We start from the raw sequence: 17,850 nt of genomic DNA on the forward strand, positions 1-17,850 counted from the left end.
CGTGGGACCCACGGGCCGCGCCCGACCCTCCCCCCGGGAGGGCGCCTTGGCGAAGTGGTGAGTGGCTCAGGCGGCATGCGTGCTTTGAGTGCAGACGGTAGTGGAGAGGTATCCTGCGCCCACCCAGGGTCGGGCGCGTCCCTTTGCGCATTGCGGTGAGCGGGTGCGCTGGGGCAAATGTCTCTGGGTGGCGGATCAACATTTTCCACCTGTCAGGCACGGGGGCACCCCGGGCCGCGCCCGACCCTGGGTGGGCGCGCGCAGCCTTGAAGCAGAGCGCCGCGCTTCAAAGCATTAATGTCGGGTGAGCAGCGGATGACATCGCCAAGGCGCCCTCCCGGGGGGAGGGTCGGGCGCGGCCTGGGCTGACGCCCGCGCAAAGGGATATTCAGCACGCCGCAGTTTTCATTGTTCCAACGCCCCAACCCGCGTAAACTCTCCCCTTGCTGCACCGGTGCGGCGGGGACGCTTTCGGTCGCACCTTTCGGACAAAGGATGCGATGATGAAATTCACAAGCCTTTCCTGCATCTTGGCGGCGGCTCTCGGGGCGACACTGCTGATCCCACCGGCGGCTTTGGCCGAGGAGACCAATTGCACCACCATCTGCGAAGAATACGAGTTCTGCGCCGGTCACGCGCTGCAGGCGATCTATGACGGGGTGTTCTCGGGCAGCGGCTGCGCGGATTACAACGGCTGCGGGCAGGTGGTCGAGGACTGCCGCCGCGAGGCCGGAACCTGCGCGCCATCCTGCAGCCATGACTATGCCAACTGGAACCCCGACGACTAACGCCCGCACTCCGCGCAGCCGCCCGCGCGGTGATGAATTTCCACTACCAGCGCAAGCGGGATGGTTTATCATGCGCAAAGCGCAGCCGAATACCGGCGCGAATCGCAAGCGAAGCAGGCAGGAATGAGCGCAGACACCAAGCGATCCGATCCACAAGCGGCAGCGGTCACGCTGCGCGGGCTCGGGTGGAAATCGCATTTCCAACAACAGCTTAACGAGGATGAAGCATTGACCGGCCTGCGCCCCGCGCGGGTGACCTCGGTGCGCCGCTCGGGGCTGCATGTGCTCGGGCCGGATGTCGATACCGCGCTGCCGCCGTTTGTTGATCCCGAGGGCGGCGACGGCGCCAATGCCACCATCGGCGACTGGCTGCTGCTGGATTCCGAATTGCCCACCGCGCGCCATATGCTCGAACGCTTCAGCCTGTTCAAACGCCGCTCGCCGGGGACGGGTCGCGCGGTGCAGCTGATCGCGGCGAATGTCGATACGGTGTTCATCGTCACCTCGTGCAATCAGGATTTCAACGTCGCGCGGCTGGAACGCTATCTGACCCTGGCGCGGCAGGCAGAGGTCACGCCGGTGTTTGTGCTGACCAAACCCGATCTCGCCGATGACCCCGAGGCTTATGTTGAACAGGCGCAGGCGCTCGACCGCTCGATTGTCGTCGAATGCGTCAACGCCAAGACCGAAGCGGGGGCAAACCGGCTGCTGCCATGGTGCGGCGCGGGGCAGACGGTGGTCTTTGTCGGCTCCTCTGGGGTGGGCAAATCGACGCTGGTCAAAACCCTGACCGGCGAGGAGAGCATCGTCACCCAAGGCATCCGCGAGGATGACGCCAAGGGCCGCCATACGACCTCGGCGCGCGAACTTTATCAACTGGCCAGCGGCGCCTGGCTGGTCGATACGCCGGGCATGCGGGAGCTGTCACTGGCCGATGTCAAAGACGGGCTCGAGATCGTCTTTGCCGATCTCTCCGACCTCTCGGAACACTGCCGGTTCAATGATTGCGCCCATGAGGCCGAGCCGGGCTGCGCGGTCAAAGCGGCGATCGCGCGCGGCGAGATCGATGCGCAGCGGGTCGAGCGCTGGAAGAAACTGGTGCAGGAAGAGGCCCATAACGCGATGAGCCTGGTCGAGAAACGCGCCAAGGATAAAGCCTTGGGCAAGATGATCAAAACCACCCTCAAGGGCAAACGCCGCTAGAGGGGGTGGCACCCGCATTGCCGCCAGGCTGACGCCACGTGACCCCGGATGTCGTCTTTGCTCTTTTCATTCCCCCGCACCCATGCGATAGGGCCGTGCCAAGCGACGACTCCAACCCAGCAGGAGCAGATCATGCGTATCCGCGAGGCCCTAACCTTTGATGACGTTCTCTTGGTCCCGGCGGCCTCGACGGTGCTGCCGTCCACGGCCGACGTCTCGACCCATGTGACCAAATCCATCCGGTTGAACATTCCGCTTCTGTCCTCGGCGATGGATACGGTGACCGAGGCGCGGATGGCGATTGCCATGGCGCAGACCGGCGGCATGGGGGTGGTGCACCGCAATCTCGGCGTTGACGAACAGGCCGAAGAAGTGCGCCGCGTCAAACGGTTCGAGTCCGGTATCGTTTACAACCCGATCACCCTGCGCCCCGACCAGACGCTTGAGGACGCGCAAGCTTTGGCCGACCGTTTCAAGGTCACCGGCTTTCCTGTGGTTGACGCGCAGGGCCGCGTGCTCGGCATCGTCACCAACCGCGATATGCGCTTTGTCTCGGACCCGAAAACGCCGGTCCATGCGATGATGACCAATCAGGATCTGGTGGTCATGCATGAACCCGCCGACCGCGAAGAAGCACGCTCGCTGATGCACGCGCGGCGCATCGAGAAACTCTTGGTCACCAATGCCGCGGGCGAGTTGACCGGTCTGTTGACCCTCAAAGACACCGAGAAATCGGTGCTCAACCCGATGGCCTGCAAGGATGATCTGGGGCGCCTGCGGGTGGCCGCGGCCTCGACCGTGGGCGACGCGGGCTATGAACGCAGCGCGGCGCTGATCGAGGCGGGCGTGGACCTTCTGGTGATCGACACCGCGCACGGGCATTCGGCCTCGGTCGCCGAGGCGGTCGAGCGGGTCAAGGCGCTGTCGTCAAGCGTGCAGGTCGTCGCGGGCAACGTCGCCACGGCGGCGGGCACCAAGGCGCTGATCGACGCTGGCGCCGATGCGGTCAAGGTCGGCATCGGGCCGGGCTCGATCTGCACCACGCGGATTGTCGCCGGTGTCGGCGTGCCGCAACTGACCGCGATCATGGACAGCGTCGAGGCCGCAGGCGATATCCCGATCATCGCTGACGGCGGGATCAAATTCTCCGGCGATTTCGCCAAAGCCATCGCCGCTGGCGCCTCCTGCGCGATGGTCGGCTCGGCCATTGCCGGGACCGAAGAAGCGCCGGGCGAAGTGGTGCTGTTTCAGGGCCGCAGCTACAAAAGCTACCGTGGTATGGGATCGCTCGGCGCGATGGCACGCGGCTCGGCGGATCGCTATTTCCAGAAAGACGCGGCCTCGGACAAGCTGGTGCCCGAGGGTATCGAGGGGCAGGTGCCCTATAAGGGGCCGGTCGGCGGCGTCATCCACCAGATGGTCGGGGGCTTGCGCGCGGCGATGGGCTATACCGGCAATGCCACCGTCGACGAGATGCGCCGCAAATGCGAATTCGTCCGCATCACCGGCGCGGGGCTCAAGGAAAGCCATGTGCATGACGTGCAGATCACCCGCGAAAGCCCGAACTACCGGATGGGCTGACACGCAGCGCAGAGACTGAATTAGACGCCGGAGTGAGGGATCATTCCGGCGTTTTTCTATGCGCGGTCTTGCATCTGTGGGCCTCGTTCAAAGCGCGCGACAAGGGACGGGCAGGGCGCTCATGCGCCCGCGTCGAACGCCTCCTCCAGCGCGGCAATGTCGAATTTCACCATCGCGAACATCGCCGCCATCACCCGCGTCACCTGCTCTTGCGTGCCTTCATGGATCATCTGCCAATAGATGCGCGGCACCAATTGCCAGCGCATGCCGAACCGGTCCCTGAGCCAGCCGCATTGCACCTCCTCGCCGCCGCCCGCCAGCAGCCCGTTCCAGATCCGGTCCAACTCCGCCTGATCCTCGCAGACCACCGAGAGCGAGACCGCCTCGCTGAAGGTCTGGCTCGGCCCGCCGTTGAGCGCCTGATGGGCGACCCCGTCGAGGGTGAATTCCACCAGTATCACATCGCCCGCCTTGCCCGCCGGCCAGTCATGGCCCGAGCGCATGATATGGTCGATCCGCGAGTTGGCGAAGACCGAGGTATAGAATTCCGCCGCCTCCAGCGCCTGACCGTCGAACCATAGGCAGGGGGCGATTTTCTGGGTCTGGGTCAAATGCTGCGCTCCTTTGGTTAAAGCCTGTCGCAGTGGGTCGCTGTCGCGCGTTGGGCGGCTGGGGGGAGGGGGGTGGCCGCTGTGCAAAACCATCGCGCCAAGCGGGGGCAACGCACCCTTAAGCGGATTTAGCGCCCAAAAACATGATATTGGCGCCAGTGGGATCGTCGCATTGCAACAGCCAGCCGCTGTCATCGGGCAATTCGGTGGGGCCGATACGGGTCTGGCCGCCGCCTGCCTCTACCGCCGCTTTCGCTGCGTCGATATCGCCGACCTGCAGGGCGAAATTCCAATAGGGGCGGGTCTGGCCCTCGGGCAGCGCCATCACCGCGCCGATCATCTCGCCGTGGTGGTTGATAAAGGTATACTCCCCCACCGGGCCCATCGACATCGCCCCGCCATGCTCCCAGCCGAACAGCGCGCTGTAGAACGCCAACGCCGCCACCGGATCGCTGGTGACCAATTCATTCCAGCAGCCATGGCCCGCGCGCGTCGGGGCAAAGGCGGTGCTGGTCTCGCCGGAACTGCCGCGCATCACATAGAACGCCGCGCCCTGCGGATCCGAGCAAAAGGCAAACCGCCCGACGCCGGGGATGTCGGTGGGCGGAATATTGACCTGCCCGCCCAAGTCGATGACCTTGGCGGCGGCGTCATCGACATCCTCGACCCCGACATAGAAGAACCACATATCCGGCATGCCCTGCGCCTCGGGTGGGGTGCGCAACAGCCCCGCGATATCCGCGCCCGAGGCCGAGGCGACGCGGTAATCCATCGCGCCGCCGGGCATCGGCGCAAAACCCCACCCCATAACGGCAGCGTAGAAATCCTGCACCGCATCGGGGTTGCCGGTGATCAATTCATACCAGATCGGGGTGCCATGGGGATCGCTCATCTTGGAGGCCTTTCTGCTGGGATGGGATTATTCGGCGGCTTGGGCGGGCAGCGCGGCGCCGCCTGCAGGGCGGGGCAGCGGACGCTCGACATCATTGAGGTGGCGCAGCAGATCGGCGATCTGGCCACGCAGCCAGCGATGGGCAGGGTCGTGATCATGCCAGCGGCTCCACGCCACCCAGAGCAGCGCCGGTTCCAGTGCAAAGGGCAGCGGGTGCAGCGTCAACCCGTAGCGCGGGGTCACTGCCCGCGCCAATGTGCCGGGCAGGATCGCCAGCAGATCGCTACCGGCGACGGTCTCGTAAAGATCGCGAAAACCGCTGACCGAGAGGCTGACGCGCCGTCTATGGCCCATGGTCGCCAGCACCTGATCCTCAAAACTGGCGTGGCGACCGGCAGGGGCAAAGGCCATATGGTCCAACTGGCAATACATCTCGATCGGGATCCCATCGCCATCGCCGATCCCCGCCCGAGCCAGCCGCGGATGGCCCCTGCGCGCGATCACCAGCCAATCCGCCCAGAACAGCGGCTCGGCGATGATCTTGGGCGGGATACTATGGGTGCAGGGCAGGGCGATATCGACATCCATCCGCCCGATCTCGTGCAGATTGCCCTCATGGACCAGATCGACGAAATTCAACTGCATTCCGGGCGCGGCTTGGCCCAGCCGCTCCATCAGTTCAGGCAGTAGCATCACCGAAAAGAAATCCGACCCCGAAATGCGAAACGCGGCGGTGCAGTTCGCCGGATCGAAGGGACCGGCACCGGCAAGCGTCTGTTCCAGCGCGCTCAGATGGCTGCGCAGGGGTTCACGCAGGGCGCGGGCGAATTCCGTGGGATGCAGGGCGCCGCCCTCGCGCACAAACAGGGGCTCGTTCAGCGCCGCCCGCAACCGCCCCAGCGCCGCCGAGACCGCCGGTTGCGACAGGCCGACACGGGCCGCCGCCCGCGTGGTCGATCCTTCAATCAACAGCGCGTCGAGCACTTTCAGCAGATTGAGATCAAAGGCCGCTAGGTTCATCCTCCCCCGCTTTCGCGCCGAGTTTGACGCGAAATTCGGGATTTGTCACCCGTTTCCTGCGGCGGATCGCGATCCACCATGCGCCCGCTTTAGCGGCAAAGCGGCTATTCGGCGGGTGTGGCGCGCGGGGTGGTTGCACGTGGCGAGCTGGCAGCGCCGACGCCGTGGCGCAGCACAATATAGGCAAAAAGCAGCATTGCAAGCAGCGCCACCAGCGAGCCGATCTGCGCCAGAACCTCGGTGCGTTCGGTGATCGCCAGCGCAATACCGGGGACCAGCAGCACCACCGCGGCGAGCGAGAGCGCGTAATGCGCGCCCGCCAGACGGGTCTCGGCGGCCTGCGGGCTGAGCGCGTAATAGGTGCCGAAAATCGCCATCGCGACAAAGCCGATCAGATTGAGATGGCCATGGGCGGGAGCCAAAAGATGGTTATGGCTGGCCGACATCTGGATGCCCCAAGCCATGCCGATCAGGGCGCAGATTGCGGCGGTGGCGTAGAATAAGGTCGGAAGTCTGGTCATCACGTGCCTCCTTGTTGCGCGACGCCGCAAGGCAGCACCGCCTTGCGGGTTCGGATGCGGCTCCGCAGCAATGCGCGGGCCTTGCACCGGATAAATCTAGCGCAGGCGGGCGGGGTGGAGAAATTGATTATCTGTATGATATCTATTCGCGCGGTGGATTGCGCGCCTAGGTGCCGGTGTCAGCCGGTCATGAAGACATCATAACGCGTTGATTTGCCAAGGATCTGATGCGAGGGCGCGCGGATACCCGCGATCGGATCGGCCTTGGCGGGCCATTTCAGCACCACCCGTTTGCGCGCCGCCGCCAGCGCCACGCGCATCAGATCCGCCGCATCCTCGTCACTGCCGACAATCGCCCGCACCTCGCGCAATTCGCGTTTGACCAAGGCGGATTTGCGGCTGGGCGGGTGCATCGGGTCGATCAGCACCGCCTCGGGGGCAAGCGCGGGCAACAACTCTTTGGAGTCGCCTTGGATCAGCGCCATCCGTGCCATGATCTCGGCGAAAACCCCGCCCTCCTGCACCGCCCGCGCCATCGCGTCGGCAATCAGCGCATGCATCTGTGCGGAGCGTTCGATCATGGTCACTTCGGCGCCCAGAGAGGCCAGCAAAAACGCATCACGGCCCAGACCGGCGGTGGCATCGACAATCTGCGGGGTGTTGCCGCGCCGCAACCCCATCGCCTTGGCCAGATCCTGCCCGCGCCCGCCGCCAAAGCGCAGCCGGTGCGCCACCGCGCCCGAGGTGAAATCCACGCGCAGCGCGGGGGAAGACCCTGTAGAAGACATCGTCATCCTCCCATCACCCTGCGGTGCAAACCCGCCCCGCGCCCATGTTCAATACCGCGCGCAGACCCTTGCCACGCGCGGTTTGTCCATAGGGCATCGCGGGGGAGAATGTCCATTGGCCGGGGCAGGTCAGGCGGTTTCAGCGGCGCGCCAGTCACACGGTTGCCGCATCGCATCTGACCGGCAATCCTGCCTCACTTCGATTGCGCGGATCGCGTAAGGCCCAAGGCGCTAGATATCCCAGATCGCGGCAATCACAATCAGCGCGATGAACGCCAGAAACAGCCCGAACAGCAACAACCGCTCGCGCCAGACCTCTTTGGCGGACATCTTTGCAGGCGGGCGGTGATCGGGGTCTTCTTCGCGCAGCCGCCGGTGCAGCGCGCGCCGCGCGCGTCCCCTATTGGTTTTCATCAGGTGATGGCGCGCCATAGGACCTCCGGTAACCTTCCGAGGGGGCCATCATGCAAATCCAGCCCCGCTCGCGCAACCCCCCGCCCTTAGCCGCTGTCCTTGGCCCTTGCCCTAGCCCCTTGGCGCATTGCACCATGGGAGGGCAGCAAGACTCGGTTCACTATTCGGCTCAAACCATCACCCAAGACCCCGGAGGCCCCATGGCGCAGCGCGATGACCAGCACCCGCATCTGGACGAAGAGGAGGAGGGCTTCGACCCCGGCCCGCGCGAGTTATGGCCGCGCATTCTGTGGATCATCGTGATCACCCTGATGATCAGCGGCGCGCAGTCGATCCTGCTGGCGGTGGCGGCACTGCAGGTGCTGATCATGATCGCCAATAAGGGCCAGCCGAATGAGGAACTGGGCGATTTCGGATCAATGGTCGGGGCCTGGGTGGCGAAAGCGGCGCGCTATCAATCGGCGGCGAGTGACCAGAAGCCCTGGCCCTGGACGCCGATGGGGTCTTGAGGGGGGGCTGTTAGGGCGGCGCTTGGGGGCATCGAGCCCCCGCGCGCCGGTGGGGGTGGCCCCACACGCCACCAAGGGGGTTTTCCACCCCCTTGGGATCCCCCGAGGATATTTAAAGCATAAAGTGGGGGCTTAGGGGGTGACCGGCAGGATGGTGGTGGATTTGATTTCTTCCATCGACAGGAGCGCGGTGACATTGTGGATTTTCACATCGCGGATCAGGCCCTGATAAAAGACGTCATAGGCGCGGGCGTTTTTGACCCGCACCTTGAGGATATAGTCGATGTCACCGGCGAGGCGATGCGCCTCTTGCACCTCGGGGCGGCGGCGCACCGAGGCGAGAAACCGGTCTTGCCACTCCTGATCATGCTCCGAAGTGCGCACCAGCACGAAGAAACAGGCCTCGAGCCCCAGCGCCTCGGGATCCAAAAGCACCGTTTGGCGGCCGATCACCCCGGCCTCGCGCATCTTGCGGATACGGTTCCAGACCGGCGTTTTCGACGAGCCGACCTTGCGGGCGATATCGTCTAGCGACTGGCTGGCGTCGTCTTGCAACTCGATCAGAATTTTGCGGTCGAGCGGGTCGAGGTCTGGGCGGGTCATGGCATGTCCTATGGCGTCGGCGCTGTTTTAGCGTCCATCGGCCACAGCGTCCAGCATCGGCGCGTGCTGGCGTTTGCTGGCGCTTTGATATCGGCTCTTGCGTGTTGAGGGGTGCTGGGTTTTGACTGTGCCGGAGAGACCCGCGGCGGGAGGCGGCAATGGACGGCGCATTCGAGTATATCATTGTGGGCGCGGGCTCGGCGGGCTCGGTTCTGGCCGAGCGGCTCGCCACTGCGGGCAAGCGGGTGTTGGTGCTGGAGGCGGGCGGCAGTGACCGGCGGTTTTTCGTGCAGATGCCTCTGGGTTACGGCAAGACCTTCTATGACCCAAAGGTCAACTGGGGCTACCGCACCGAGCCCGACGCGGGCTTGAACGGGCAGAGCGATTACTGGCCGCGGGGCAAGATCTTGGGCGGCTCCTCCTCGATCAACGCGATGGTCTGGGTGCGCGGCCATGCGGGGGATTACGCCGATTGGCAGCGTGCCACGGGCCGCAGCGACTGGGGCTGGGAGGCGGTGTTGCGCGCCTACCGGCAGATCGAGGATTGCGCCGATGGCGGCGATCACTGGCGCGGGCAGGGCGGGCCGCTGCATATCCGCTCGAATAAAGCCCATGCGCACCCGCTGGTCGCGCCCTTCCTGCAGGCCTGCGAATCCGCTGGCCTGCCGCGCACCCCCGATTTCAACGGCGCGCAGCAAGAGGGCGCGGGCATCTACCAGCTAACGATCAAGGGCGGGCGACGCAATTCGGCGGCGCGGGCCTTCTTGCGTCCGGCACTGGCCACGGGGCGCGTGGCGCTGCGCACGGGCGCGCAGGTAACGCGTGTGCTGATCGAGGGGCGGCGCGCGATTGGTGTGGAATACCTGTGGAAGGGCAAATTGCTGCGGGCGCTGGGCGGCGAGGTGATCCTTGCCGGTGGCGCGATCAATACGCCGCAGCTCCTGATGCTCTCGGGGATTGGTCCGGCGCAGATGCTGCGCGATCAGGGCATTGAGGTGCGGCTTGATCAACCGAATGTCGGCGCGCATCTCAATGACCATCAGGGGATCAATTACACCTACCGGATGACGGTCCCGACGCTAAACCAGATCCTGCGCCCGTGGTGGGGCAAGGCCCGTGTCGGGCTGCAATATCTGCTGACCGGCGGCGGACCTTTGGGCGTGTCGATCAACCATGCGGGCGGGTTTTTCAAGACCGATCCGGCGCTGGAGCGGCCCAATATGCAGCTTTATTTCCAGGCCTTCTCGACGCTGATCCCGCGCGGCGAGACGCGGCCGGTGCTGACCCCTGATCCGTTCCCCGGCCTCTCGATCGGCCTGTCGAACTGCCGCCCGAGCAGTCGCGGGTCTGTGGAACTGGCCTCCGCCGATCCGCTGGCCCCGCCGCGTATCCACGGCAATGTCTTCTCGACCCCGCAGGATGTCAGCGAGATGCTGGCGGCGGTGAAAATGCTGCGCCGGATTGCCGAACAGGCGCCGCTCAAGACGCTGATCGCCGAGGAGCTGCGCCCCGGTCCGCAGGTCGCGGGTGATGACGCGCTGGTCGAGGATTTCCGCCAACGCTCGGGCACCGTATTCCACCCTTCCTGCACCGCGCGGATGGGGCGCGATCCGGCCAGCTCGGTGGTTGATGGCGATCTGCGGGTGCATGGGATCGACGGGCTGCGGGTCTGCGATGCCGCGGCCTTTCCGACGCTGATCGGCGGCAATACCAATGCACCGGCGATCCTGATCGGCTGGCTGGGCGCGCAGCGGATCTTGGCGACCGCGCCCTCTGCGGGGTGAATTTGCTCCGGTATCTGCGCCATATATGCCCCCGCTTTTTGACCCGCGCCATTTGACCCCCGTTATTTGATCCGTGTCATGGTGCGCCGCGCTTTGGGCGCGCATTCTGCCCTTGCAGTGACCCGAGGCGGAGTAGGGATATGGCGATATTGGTGACAGATGAGGGCTTCGCGCCGGATGATTGGCGGCATGGTTATGTGCCGCTGGCCGCGCTTTCGGATGCGGCGGATGGCGGCTGGCGGCTGGGCATTGACCTGCGCTCGGCAGAGCTTTCGCCGCGCGATTGGCAGCGGTTGCGGGCAGCGCTGCCCAGATGCGGGATGATCCGCCTGCGGCTGCGTCATTTCGGCGATACCGAGGCGTTGGAACTGGCCGAGACGCTGCGCGCGGAGGGCTATAGGGGCCGGTTGCGCGCCCATGGTGCGGTGCTGGCGCGGTTTTACACGCTGGCGCGGCGGGCGGGGTTTTCCGAAGTGGAACTCGACCGCCACCAAGCCCAACGCCAGCCCCGCGAGCATTGGCGGTTTTTCGACACTTGGGCGCCCGAGGGCATCGCCCGCAGCCCCTTTACCGGTTGAGCCGCGCTCACTGCCGCGACGAGGCCCGCCGAAACCACCCCCCCGCATTATGCCGCAGCTGCAGCACCGGTGACATCGCGGGGGTTCCGCATTAAGTAAGACCGCTATAGACGGTGTTCATTCCAATCGAGGTTCCATTTCATGCCAGACACCACCCCTGCGCCCGCCACCGCCGCCGCTGCGCCTGCGCCCCGTGCGAAAACCCTGCCCGATGCGCAGACCGTTACCCAGGTGCAGCATTGGACCGAGAGCCTGTTTTCGTTCCGCTGCACGCGGCCGCAAAGCCTGCGCTTCCGCTCGGGCGAGTTTGTCATGCTGGGGTTGATGGGCGACAATGGCAAGCCCTTGCTGCGCGCCTATTCGATCGCCTCGCCGTCCTGGGATGACGAACTGGAGTTCTATTCGATCAAGGTGCAGGACGGGCCGCTGACCTCGAAGCTGCAGCATATCGGCGTCGGCGACGAGATCATCCTGCGGCCCAAGCCCGTCGGCACTTTGGTGCATGATGCGCTCCTGCCGGGCAAGCGGCTCTGGCTTTTGGCCACCGGCACCGGGTTTGCCCCTTTCGCCAGCCTGACCCGCGACCCCGAGACCTATGAGAAATACGAGTCGGTGGTGGTGATGCACACCTGCCGCGACGCCGCAGATCTGGAATACGGGCGGCAGTTGATTGCCGCGCTGCGCGAGGATCCCCTGATCGGCGAGATGGTCGAGGGCAAGCTGCAATATTACCCGACGACGACCCGCGAAGAGACCCCGTTCATGGGGCGGATCACCGACAATCTGGCCTCGGGCAAAGTGTTCGAGGATCTGGATCTTGCCGGCCCGCTGACGCCTGAGGCCGACCGGGTGATGGTCTGCGGTTCGCTGGGGTTCAATCTGGATATCAAGACGCTGATGGAGGGCTGGGGATTGCGCGAGGGTGCGAATTCGGACCCTGCCGAGTTTGTGGTCGAGAAGGCGTTTGTGGGGGAATAACCCGGTCTTCGGCGTAAAGGGACGCGCCCGACCCTGGGTGGGCGCGCGCCGCCTTGCCTTTGAGGGCCTCGCTTAAACGCACCCACGTCGTCCGAGCTGCGGGTGACATCGCCAATGCGCCCTCCCCGGGGGAGGGTCGGGCGCGGCCCGTGGTGCCCACGGGCGCAACCGAAAGATGCTCTCGCGAGAGTGTTTTGAACCTCGAAGCAGCGATCGTTACTTTATCTCGCTGGTGAGAGATGCAAAGCAAAAGGCCCCCGCGAAACGCGAGGGCCTTTGTCATTTCCGCCTTGGCGCTTACAGGCCGAGGAAGCCGCGCACGCGGGTCAGGGCGCCGTCCAGCAGCTCGGGGTTGTCGCGTGCGCCTTCCAGCGCCCCGCGGGCCACGGTTTTGCGCAGTTCCGACAGGTCCGAGGCGTCAATCGCCGCCATCGCCTGATCGAAGTCAAACCCCTCGGGCGAGAAGAGTTCCGCCATGCTGGTCTCTGCCCCCGCTTCAACACCGGCTTCAGCACCCGCTTCCGCACTTGCCTCAGCCCCGGCATCAGCGCCCTCAGCCATATCAGCCGACCGCTCGGTGATTTCGGCGGCTGCGTCCGAGGTTTCCTCGGCGGCCTCCATCGCGGTCTCGGCCACATCGCCACCCGCGTCACCGGCAGCATCTGCGCCAGCCTCTACCGTAGTGTCGGCAGCCTCTTCGGTCATCTCGGCCGCGCCCTCGGTGATCTCGGCGGCGGTATCCGAGGCTTCCTCGGCGGCCTCCATGGTTGCCTCGGTGGCGTCACCAGCCATCTCGGCAGCGGCATCGCCGGTCTCTTCAGCGGCCTCCATCGTCGCGTCGGCAGCCTCCGAGGTGGCCTCTGCGGCGTCATCAGCCATATCACCGGCCATATCACCCGCAGCATCCCCCGCCGCATCCGCCGCATCCGAAGCGTCACCGGTCAGCTCTTCGGCCCCGTCGATCATCTCGCCCACCGCGGTTTGCGCGTCATTCACTGCGTCGCCCATTGCCTCTTCAACCGCCTCGGCGGCGTCTTCGGCAGCCTCGGTCACCTGATCCACCAAAGCCGCCGGGGTCTCTGCGGCTTCTTCTTCTGCAGCTTCTTCTTCTGGGGTCTCTTCGACCACCACCTCTGCCGGCGCCTCGATCGAGGCCTCTTCGGTTTCGGCAACCGTCACCGGTGCGGGCGCGGGATCTTTTTGCGCAACCCAGATGCCAATACCTGCCGCCAGAACAATCGCCGCGATGATTAAGGTCTTTTTCATGGGTGGTCCTCCGCCATGTGTTTTTTGGGAATTACCGGTGTTTTGGAAGCGGCGCAATGCTGCGTCCCGCAAATCGGCGTTATATCGCGCCAAACAGGGGGGTCAAAGCGCGCCATGGCGCAATGGCACCTTGCACAACACCGCCCGCGGGGCTATTTTCCCGCGCGACGACCCATAAACAAAGGAATTGAACCATAGCCCGCAGACCTCATAATGCCCCGCCCAGCCGTGACACCGGACCCCGCAGCAACGAACGGATTCGGGCGACCGAAATCCGCTTGATTGGCGCGGAAGGCGAAAACATCGGTGTTGTCACACCGGCGCAGGGCTTGCAGCTTGCACAAGAAGCCGGACTGGATCTTGTGGAAATCTCGCCAAACGCGGCCCCGCCGGTTTGCAAGATCATGGATTTCGGCAAGTTCAAGTATGAACAGCAAAAACGCGAAGCCGAAGCCCGTAAAAAGCAAAAGACCATTGATATCAAAGAGGTCAAGTTCCGGCCCGGAACCGACACGCATGACTATGACGTCAAGATGCGCAATGTGTTCAAGTTTCTGGAAGACGGCGACAAGGTGAAGGTCACGCTGCGGTTCCGCGGGCGCGAGATGGCGCACCAGCAATTGGGCGCAGAACTGCTGCGCAAGATTGCCGCGGATGTGGCCGAGATCGGCAAGGTCGAGAATATGCCCAAGCTTGAGGGCCGCCAGATGGTGATGATGATCGGCCCGCGCTGATCTCAGGTGCAAGTGATCCGAATGACAACGCCGCCCCGAGATGGGCGGCGTTTTGCTTTTGTGAACCCCTCGGCGGCTCAAAGCGCATAGGGTCGCGCCCATGCCCTGCGGGTGGATCAGCTAGGTTGCAAGAGACGGTTGTCAGGCCGCAAGACTGCTGACCAACCTTAATGCCATGCGCAAAGGGACGCGCCCGACCCTGGGAGGGCGCCCGCGCGCTTTCCACAAAGCGCTGCGCTTCAAAGCATTGATGTCGGTGAAACCCCTCAAGACCTCACCAAGGCGCCCTCCCATGGGGAGGGTCGGGCGCGGCCTGTGTTTCCCACGGGCGTGACAGTCGGGGAATGTTGCTCTGCTAAAGGCTGCAGTCTAAGCGCTGCCGGTGAAAGCGGGCATCAAGCTGCATGCGGTTCGCCATATGGAGGCTGGCATCCCTTGAAGCGCGTTGTGTTTCAAGCCCTCCGCAACGCAAAAAGGGCGGCGCCCGATCCTGGGAGGGCGCTGGTATCGGTCCGGCAGCAGACTGCGCCCAAAAGCATAGATGCCGGATGCGCGGTGAAGGATGTCGCCAAGGCGCCCTCCCGGGGGGAGGGTCGGGCGCGGCCCGGGGTGCCCCCGGGCGGGACGGCTAAAACGGAGGGTCTCCAATTACAAACGCCGCCCATTTTGGGGCGGCGTTCTGCAACTCACGAGACCAGCCCTTACAAGGCCGCTGCACTCACCCGCGCAATTGCGCGGCGATCTCGCTCATCTGGTCGGCGGGCATGAAGCCGCGCAAGAGTTCCCCCGCCGCGCCAGCCCCCATGACAAAGGTTGGCGTGCCGCTGATCTGCAGCCGCTGCGCCAGCGCGCGGTTTTCCTGCAGCACCGCATCGACCTCGGCGCTATCCATATGCGCCAGCACCGCCTCGGGATCGAGCCCCAGCTCATCGGCCAGCAACCGCGCGCTGGTCTGCGAGAATTCCCCGTCCCAGGCCACCAGCCGCTCATGCCCCTCAAGATACTGCGCATCCGAGCCCAATTGCAGCGCGGTCACGGCAAAGCGGCTCATCACTTCGGACTGCGGCCCGAGGATCGGGAACTCCTTGATCACGAGGCGGATATTGCTGTCACCCTCGATGAAATCCACCACCTGCGGATAGGCGCGGCGGCAAAAGCTGCACTGGTAGTCCATGAACTCGACCAGCGTCAGGTCACCATCGGGATTGCCGCCGACATAGGAATGGCTGTCGTGGTAAATATCATCGGCGTTGATCTCGACCAGCGTGGCGTCCATCCCCGATTGCGCCTCGGCGGTGCGGCGCTCGAATTCGGCCACCGCCTCAAAGATCACCTCGGGGTTGTCGAGCAGATAGGCGCGCACAGCCTCGCCAAAAGCGACGCGTTCGGCGTCCGTGGCCGGCGCGGTTTGCGCCGCCAGCGGGGCGGTGCTGAGAAACAGCGCGGCGGCCAGCGACAGCGAGGTGGTCAGCGACAGCGAGGTGGTTAGGGCGGTCGGCAGGATAGTGGGCAGGGCCACGAAGGGGTTGGACAGGCGGGACATGCGCACTCCTTATTGAATTGGTCGCGGAGTGTGGGCGCTTGGCGAGGGCAAGATCAAGCCCTGATCGTAAAGGGGCGGAAATTCTGACCCAAACGTGAAGCCGCGTGGCTGACTCCCTGCCAAGGTGCATGACGGTCGCAATGACGAAGACGGCTCTGCGCCACCCTGCCGCCAACCGCCCGAGCCGAGCGCAAAGGGCCGCGCCCGACCCTGGGTGGGCGCCAATGCCGGTGCCACAAAGTGGACGCTCGAAAGCTGAACTGTCGGTCGCGCTGTCGCTGCCATCGCCAGTGCGCCCTCCCGGGGGGAGGGTCGGGCGCGGCCCGTGGTGCCCACGGGCGTGTCGGGTGGGGAATGATCCGCAGAAATCAACTGGTGTTGTTTGGCGAGAATATCGCCCCACCTCCACATCCAATACACTGCGGAAAGGGCCGCGACCGACCCTGGGCGGGCGCAAACCCCTTTGCCACAACGCGGGCGCTTGCAAGCTGAACTGTCGGACGTGCTGCCCGTGACCTCGCCAGTGCGCCCTCCCGTGGGGAGGGTCGGGCGCGGCCCGTGGTGGCCACGGGCCAAACAGGGGGCGATGCGCCACAGGCAAGAAACTCACCGTATCAAAAATGCGTATGCCGCAGCCTCCGGCTTCCCTCCCCACCGGTAATCGCGCTAGGGAGGGCGGGTAGAGGAGGGCGGCGCATGCAGGTTGAATTTCGGGCAAGAGTGACCATCCGGCGGGCGCTGGCGGGGCTATTCGGCGTGCTGCTCATGCTTGCCACACCGCTCCACGCCCAAATCCATGCCCAGGACCACAGCCAAAACCGCGCCGCTCTCGCGCGGGTCGCCGGACCGCTGCAGCTCGAGACCGGTTGGCGCAGCGTCGCGCTCCAGCTGCCGCTGACCCAGCCGGTGCCCTGGCGCACGCGGCTGATGCAGGATCCACCCCGCGCGGTGGTCGATTTCCACACCGTCGACTGGAGCGGCTTTGACCCCGCCTCACTGCCCCTCAGCGGTGCCGTCGCCGCTCTGCGCGTCGGCCAGACCGGCAGCGGCTGGAGCCGTTTGGTTATTGAGCTGACCCGCCCGATGGGGTTTGCGCAGGCCGAATTGCGCAGCCTTGACGGCACCGCGCCAACGACGGGGCAGGGCAGCGAGACCGCCGGCGCGCTGCTCTCGCTGCAACTCACGCCGCTCAGTGACGAAGACTTCGCCGCCCAAGCCGCCACCCTCGGTCAGGTCACCCCAGCGACGCCCGACACGGCGCTCACCGAGACCGCGCCGCGCGTGCCGCTTGGCCAGCGTCTCACCCGCGTGGTGCTCGATCCCGGCCATGGCGGCGTTGATCCCGGCGCCAGCTACCAAGGCGTCACCGAATCCCATCTGATGCTGCGCTTTGCCCGCGAGCTGGCCGCCGCCTTGCGCCGCACCGGGCGCTATGAGGTGGTGATGACCCGCGATTCGGATGTCTTTGTCTCGCTCGAGGCGCGGATCACCGTCGCCCATTCCACCCGCGCCGATGTGTTTCTCTCGCTCCATGCCGATGCGCTCGAGGGCCAGCAGGCGCGCGGCGCCACCATCTATACGCTGTCCGAGGATGCCACGGACGAAGCCTCGGCGGCGCTGGCCGAGCGCCATGACCGCGACGATATCCTTGGCGGCGGCGTCGATCTGACCGGCACCGATGAGACCGTCGCCGCGGTGCTGATGGAACTGGCCCGCGTCGAGACCTCGCCCGCCACCGAGCGGCTGGCGCGGGCGCTGGTCGAGGCGATCGAGGGGCGCGATATCCGCATGCACCGGCATCCGTGGCAACAGGCGGCGTTTTCGGTGCTGAAATCGCCTTCGGTGCCCTCGGCGCTGATCGAGGTCGGGTTTCTGTCCAATGCCACCGACCGCGAACGGCTGCGCGACCGGCGCTGGCGGGCGCAGATGGCGCAGGCGCTGATCACCGGACTGGATGCTTGGGTGGCCGAGGAGGCGACACAGGCCGCACTCCGCCGCCGCTAAACCCCGCCAAACCACCACACCCCATCACCTCTG

Annotated in this window: 18 protein-coding genes; 9 read left to right on the top strand and 9 right to left on the bottom strand. The window is 65.2% G+C overall.

What is annotated here, in order from left to right:
- Nucleotides 1-503 precede the first annotated feature (503 nt).
- The 3 genes from DDE20_RS16160 (at nucleotide 504) to guaB (ending at nucleotide 3,572) form a co-directional block, all read left to right on the top strand.
- The gene (locus DDE20_RS16160; protein ID WP_116559565.1) at nucleotides 504-788 is read left to right on the top strand and encodes a hypothetical protein; all 285 of its coding nucleotides are present in this window, start codon (nucleotides 504-506) and stop codon (nucleotides 786-788) included.
- A 123-nt stretch (nucleotides 789-911) separates the two neighbouring features.
- Entirely contained in the window at nucleotides 912-1,991 is a 1,080-nt protein-coding gene (gene rsgA, locus DDE20_RS16165; protein WP_116559635.1) for a ribosome small subunit-dependent GTPase A, read from the top strand.
- Nucleotides 1,992-2,123: 132 nt separating this feature from the next.
- Nucleotides 2,124-3,572 carry an IMP dehydrogenase gene (gene guaB / locus DDE20_RS16170; protein WP_116559566.1) on the top strand — a complete coding sequence of 483 codons (1,449 nt, stop codon included), beginning with the start codon at nucleotides 2,124-2,126 and terminating at the stop codon, nucleotides 3,570-3,572.
- A 119-nt stretch (nucleotides 3,573-3,691) separates the two neighbouring features.
- On the opposite strand, the gene DDE20_RS16175 is transcribed toward guaB, so the two are convergent.
- The 6 genes from DDE20_RS16175 to DDE20_RS16200 all read right to left on the bottom strand — a co-directional run bounded on the left by DDE20_RS16175 (nucleotide 3,692) and on the right by DDE20_RS16200 (nucleotide 7,836).
- Nucleotides 3,692-4,183: a VOC family protein gene (locus DDE20_RS16175; RefSeq protein ID WP_205961691.1), complete on the bottom strand. Its 492-nt coding sequence runs from the start codon at nucleotides 4,181-4,183 to the stop codon at nucleotides 3,692-3,694.
- Nucleotides 4,184-4,301: 118 nt separating this feature from the next.
- The gene (locus DDE20_RS16180; RefSeq protein WP_116559568.1) at nucleotides 4,302-5,075 is read right to left on the bottom strand and encodes a VOC family protein; all 774 of its coding nucleotides are present in this window, start codon (nucleotides 5,073-5,075) and stop codon (nucleotides 4,302-4,304) included.
- 27 nt (nucleotides 5,076-5,102) lie between these two features.
- Nucleotides 5,103-6,095, bottom strand: coding sequence for a LysR family transcriptional regulator (locus DDE20_RS16185; protein WP_116559569.1), 993 nt, complete (start codon nucleotides 6,093-6,095; stop codon nucleotides 5,103-5,105).
- Nucleotides 6,096-6,199: 104 nt separating this feature from the next.
- Nucleotides 6,200-6,616, bottom strand: coding sequence for a hypothetical protein (locus DDE20_RS16190; protein ID WP_116559570.1), 417 nt, complete (start codon nucleotides 6,614-6,616; stop codon nucleotides 6,200-6,202).
- A gap of 179 nt (nucleotides 6,617-6,795) precedes the next feature.
- Nucleotides 6,796-7,404 carry a class I SAM-dependent methyltransferase gene (locus tag DDE20_RS16195; RefSeq protein ID WP_116559636.1) on the bottom strand — a complete coding sequence of 203 codons (609 nt, stop codon included), beginning with the start codon at nucleotides 7,402-7,404 and terminating at the stop codon, nucleotides 6,796-6,798.
- Between the two features lie 231 nt (nucleotides 7,405-7,635).
- Complete coding sequence (locus DDE20_RS16200; RefSeq protein ID WP_116559571.1) at nucleotides 7,636-7,836, bottom strand: hypothetical protein; 201 nt, start codon at nucleotides 7,834-7,836, stop codon at nucleotides 7,636-7,638.
- A gap of 182 nt (nucleotides 7,837-8,018) precedes the next feature.
- Between DDE20_RS16200 and DDE20_RS16205 the strand changes: the two genes are divergently transcribed.
- Nucleotides 8,019-8,327, top strand: coding sequence for a DUF4389 domain-containing protein (locus DDE20_RS16205; RefSeq protein WP_165814540.1), 309 nt, complete (start codon nucleotides 8,019-8,021; stop codon nucleotides 8,325-8,327).
- Nucleotides 8,328-8,459: 132 nt separating this feature from the next.
- On the opposite strand, the gene DDE20_RS16210 is transcribed toward DDE20_RS16205, so the two are convergent.
- Nucleotides 8,460-8,930, bottom strand: coding sequence for an Lrp/AsnC family transcriptional regulator (locus DDE20_RS16210; protein WP_116559573.1), 471 nt, complete (start codon nucleotides 8,928-8,930; stop codon nucleotides 8,460-8,462).
- Nucleotides 8,931-9,088: 158 nt separating this feature from the next.
- Here DDE20_RS16210 and DDE20_RS16215 point away from each other — a divergent pair, with 158 nt between their 5' ends.
- The 3 genes from DDE20_RS16215 to DDE20_RS16225 all read left to right on the top strand — a co-directional run bounded on the left by DDE20_RS16215 (nucleotide 9,089) and on the right by DDE20_RS16225 (nucleotide 12,270).
- Entirely contained in the window at nucleotides 9,089-10,714 is a 1,626-nt protein-coding gene (locus DDE20_RS16215) for a GMC family oxidoreductase (protein ID WP_116559574.1), read from the top strand.
- Between the two features lie 140 nt (nucleotides 10,715-10,854).
- Complete coding sequence (locus DDE20_RS16220) at nucleotides 10,855-11,292, top strand: DUF934 domain-containing protein (RefSeq protein WP_116559575.1); 438 nt, start codon at nucleotides 10,855-10,857, stop codon at nucleotides 11,290-11,292.
- Nucleotides 11,293-11,433: 141 nt separating this feature from the next.
- Nucleotides 11,434-12,270, top strand: coding sequence for a ferredoxin--NADP reductase (locus tag DDE20_RS16225; protein WP_116559576.1), 837 nt, complete (start codon nucleotides 11,434-11,436; stop codon nucleotides 12,268-12,270).
- 297 nt (nucleotides 12,271-12,567) lie between these two features.
- Here DDE20_RS16225 and DDE20_RS16230 read toward each other — a convergent pair whose 3' ends face one another.
- Nucleotides 12,568-13,536, bottom strand: a complete 969-nt coding sequence (locus DDE20_RS16230) for a hypothetical protein (protein WP_116559577.1) — start codon at nucleotides 13,534-13,536, stop codon at nucleotides 12,568-12,570.
- Nucleotides 13,537-13,814: 278 nt separating this feature from the next.
- Between DDE20_RS16230 and infC the strand changes: the two genes are divergently transcribed.
- Nucleotides 13,815-14,270, top strand: a complete 456-nt coding sequence (gene infC / locus DDE20_RS16235; protein WP_240608146.1) for a translation initiation factor IF-3 — start codon at nucleotides 13,815-13,817, stop codon at nucleotides 14,268-14,270.
- Nucleotides 14,271-14,988: 718 nt separating this feature from the next.
- Here infC and DDE20_RS16240 read toward each other — a convergent pair.
- The gene (locus DDE20_RS16240) at nucleotides 14,989-15,813 is read right to left on the bottom strand and encodes a DsbA family protein (RefSeq protein WP_116559579.1); all 825 of its coding nucleotides are present in this window, start codon (nucleotides 15,811-15,813) and stop codon (nucleotides 14,989-14,991) included.
- 696 nt (nucleotides 15,814-16,509) lie between these two features.
- On the opposite strand from DDE20_RS16240, the gene DDE20_RS16245 reads away from it, so the two are divergent.
- Nucleotides 16,510-17,817: an N-acetylmuramoyl-L-alanine amidase family protein gene (locus DDE20_RS16245; protein WP_240608147.1), complete on the top strand. Its 1,308-nt coding sequence runs from the start codon at nucleotides 16,510-16,512 to the stop codon at nucleotides 17,815-17,817.
- The last annotated feature ends 33 nt before the right edge of the window (nucleotides 17,818-17,850 follow it).

The organism is Pararhodobacter oceanensis, from assembly GCF_003076755.1.
Taxonomy (GTDB): Bacteria; Pseudomonadota; Alphaproteobacteria; order Rhodobacterales; family Rhodobacteraceae; genus Pararhodobacter; species Pararhodobacter oceanensis.

Bases quoted from the DNA above. Each gene is read 5' to 3' on its own strand.
- DDE20_RS16220 (WP_116559575.1), top strand. From the start codon at position 10,855: ATGGCGATATTGGTGACAGATGAGGGCTTCGCGCCGGATGATTGGCGG.
- DDE20_RS16180 (WP_116559568.1), bottom strand. From the start codon at position 5,075: ATGAGCGATCCCCATGGCACCCCGATCTGGTATGAATTGATCACCGGC.
- DDE20_RS16185 (WP_116559569.1), bottom strand. From the start codon at position 6,095: ATGAACCTAGCGGCCTTTGATCTCAATCTGCTGAAAGTGCTCGACGCG.
- DDE20_RS16230 (WP_116559577.1), bottom strand. From the start codon at position 13,536: ATGAAAAAGACCTTAATCATCGCGGCGATTGTTCTGGCGGCAGGTATT.
- DDE20_RS16245 (WP_240608147.1), top strand. From the start codon at position 16,510: ATGCAGGTTGAATTTCGGGCAAGAGTGACCATCCGGCGGGCGCTGGCG.
- DDE20_RS16240 (WP_116559579.1), bottom strand. From the start codon at position 15,813: ATGTCCCGCCTGTCCAACCCCTTCGTGGCCCTGCCCACTATCCTGCCG.
- rsgA (WP_116559635.1), top strand. From the start codon at position 912: ATGAGCGCAGACACCAAGCGATCCGATCCACAAGCGGCAGCGGTCACG.
- DDE20_RS16205 (WP_165814540.1), top strand. From the start codon at position 8,019: ATGGCGCAGCGCGATGACCAGCACCCGCATCTGGACGAAGAGGAGGAG.
- DDE20_RS16225 (WP_116559576.1), top strand. From the start codon at position 11,434: ATGCCAGACACCACCCCTGCGCCCGCCACCGCCGCCGCTGCGCCTGCG.
- guaB (WP_116559566.1), top strand. From the start codon at position 2,124: ATGCGTATCCGCGAGGCCCTAACCTTTGATGACGTTCTCTTGGTCCCG.
- DDE20_RS16210 (WP_116559573.1), bottom strand. From the start codon at position 8,930: ATGACCCGCCCAGACCTCGACCCGCTCGACCGCAAAATTCTGATCGAG.
- DDE20_RS16160 (WP_116559565.1), top strand. From the start codon at position 504: ATGAAATTCACAAGCCTTTCCTGCATCTTGGCGGCGGCTCTCGGGGCG.
- DDE20_RS16215 (WP_116559574.1), top strand. From the start codon at position 9,089: ATGGACGGCGCATTCGAGTATATCATTGTGGGCGCGGGCTCGGCGGGC.
- DDE20_RS16195 (WP_116559636.1), bottom strand. From the start codon at position 7,404: ATGTCTTCTACAGGGTCTTCCCCCGCGCTGCGCGTGGATTTCACCTCG.
- DDE20_RS16200 (WP_116559571.1), bottom strand. From the start codon at position 7,836: ATGGCGCGCCATCACCTGATGAAAACCAATAGGGGACGCGCGCGGCGC.
- DDE20_RS16190 (WP_116559570.1), bottom strand. From the start codon at position 6,616: ATGACCAGACTTCCGACCTTATTCTACGCCACCGCCGCAATCTGCGCC.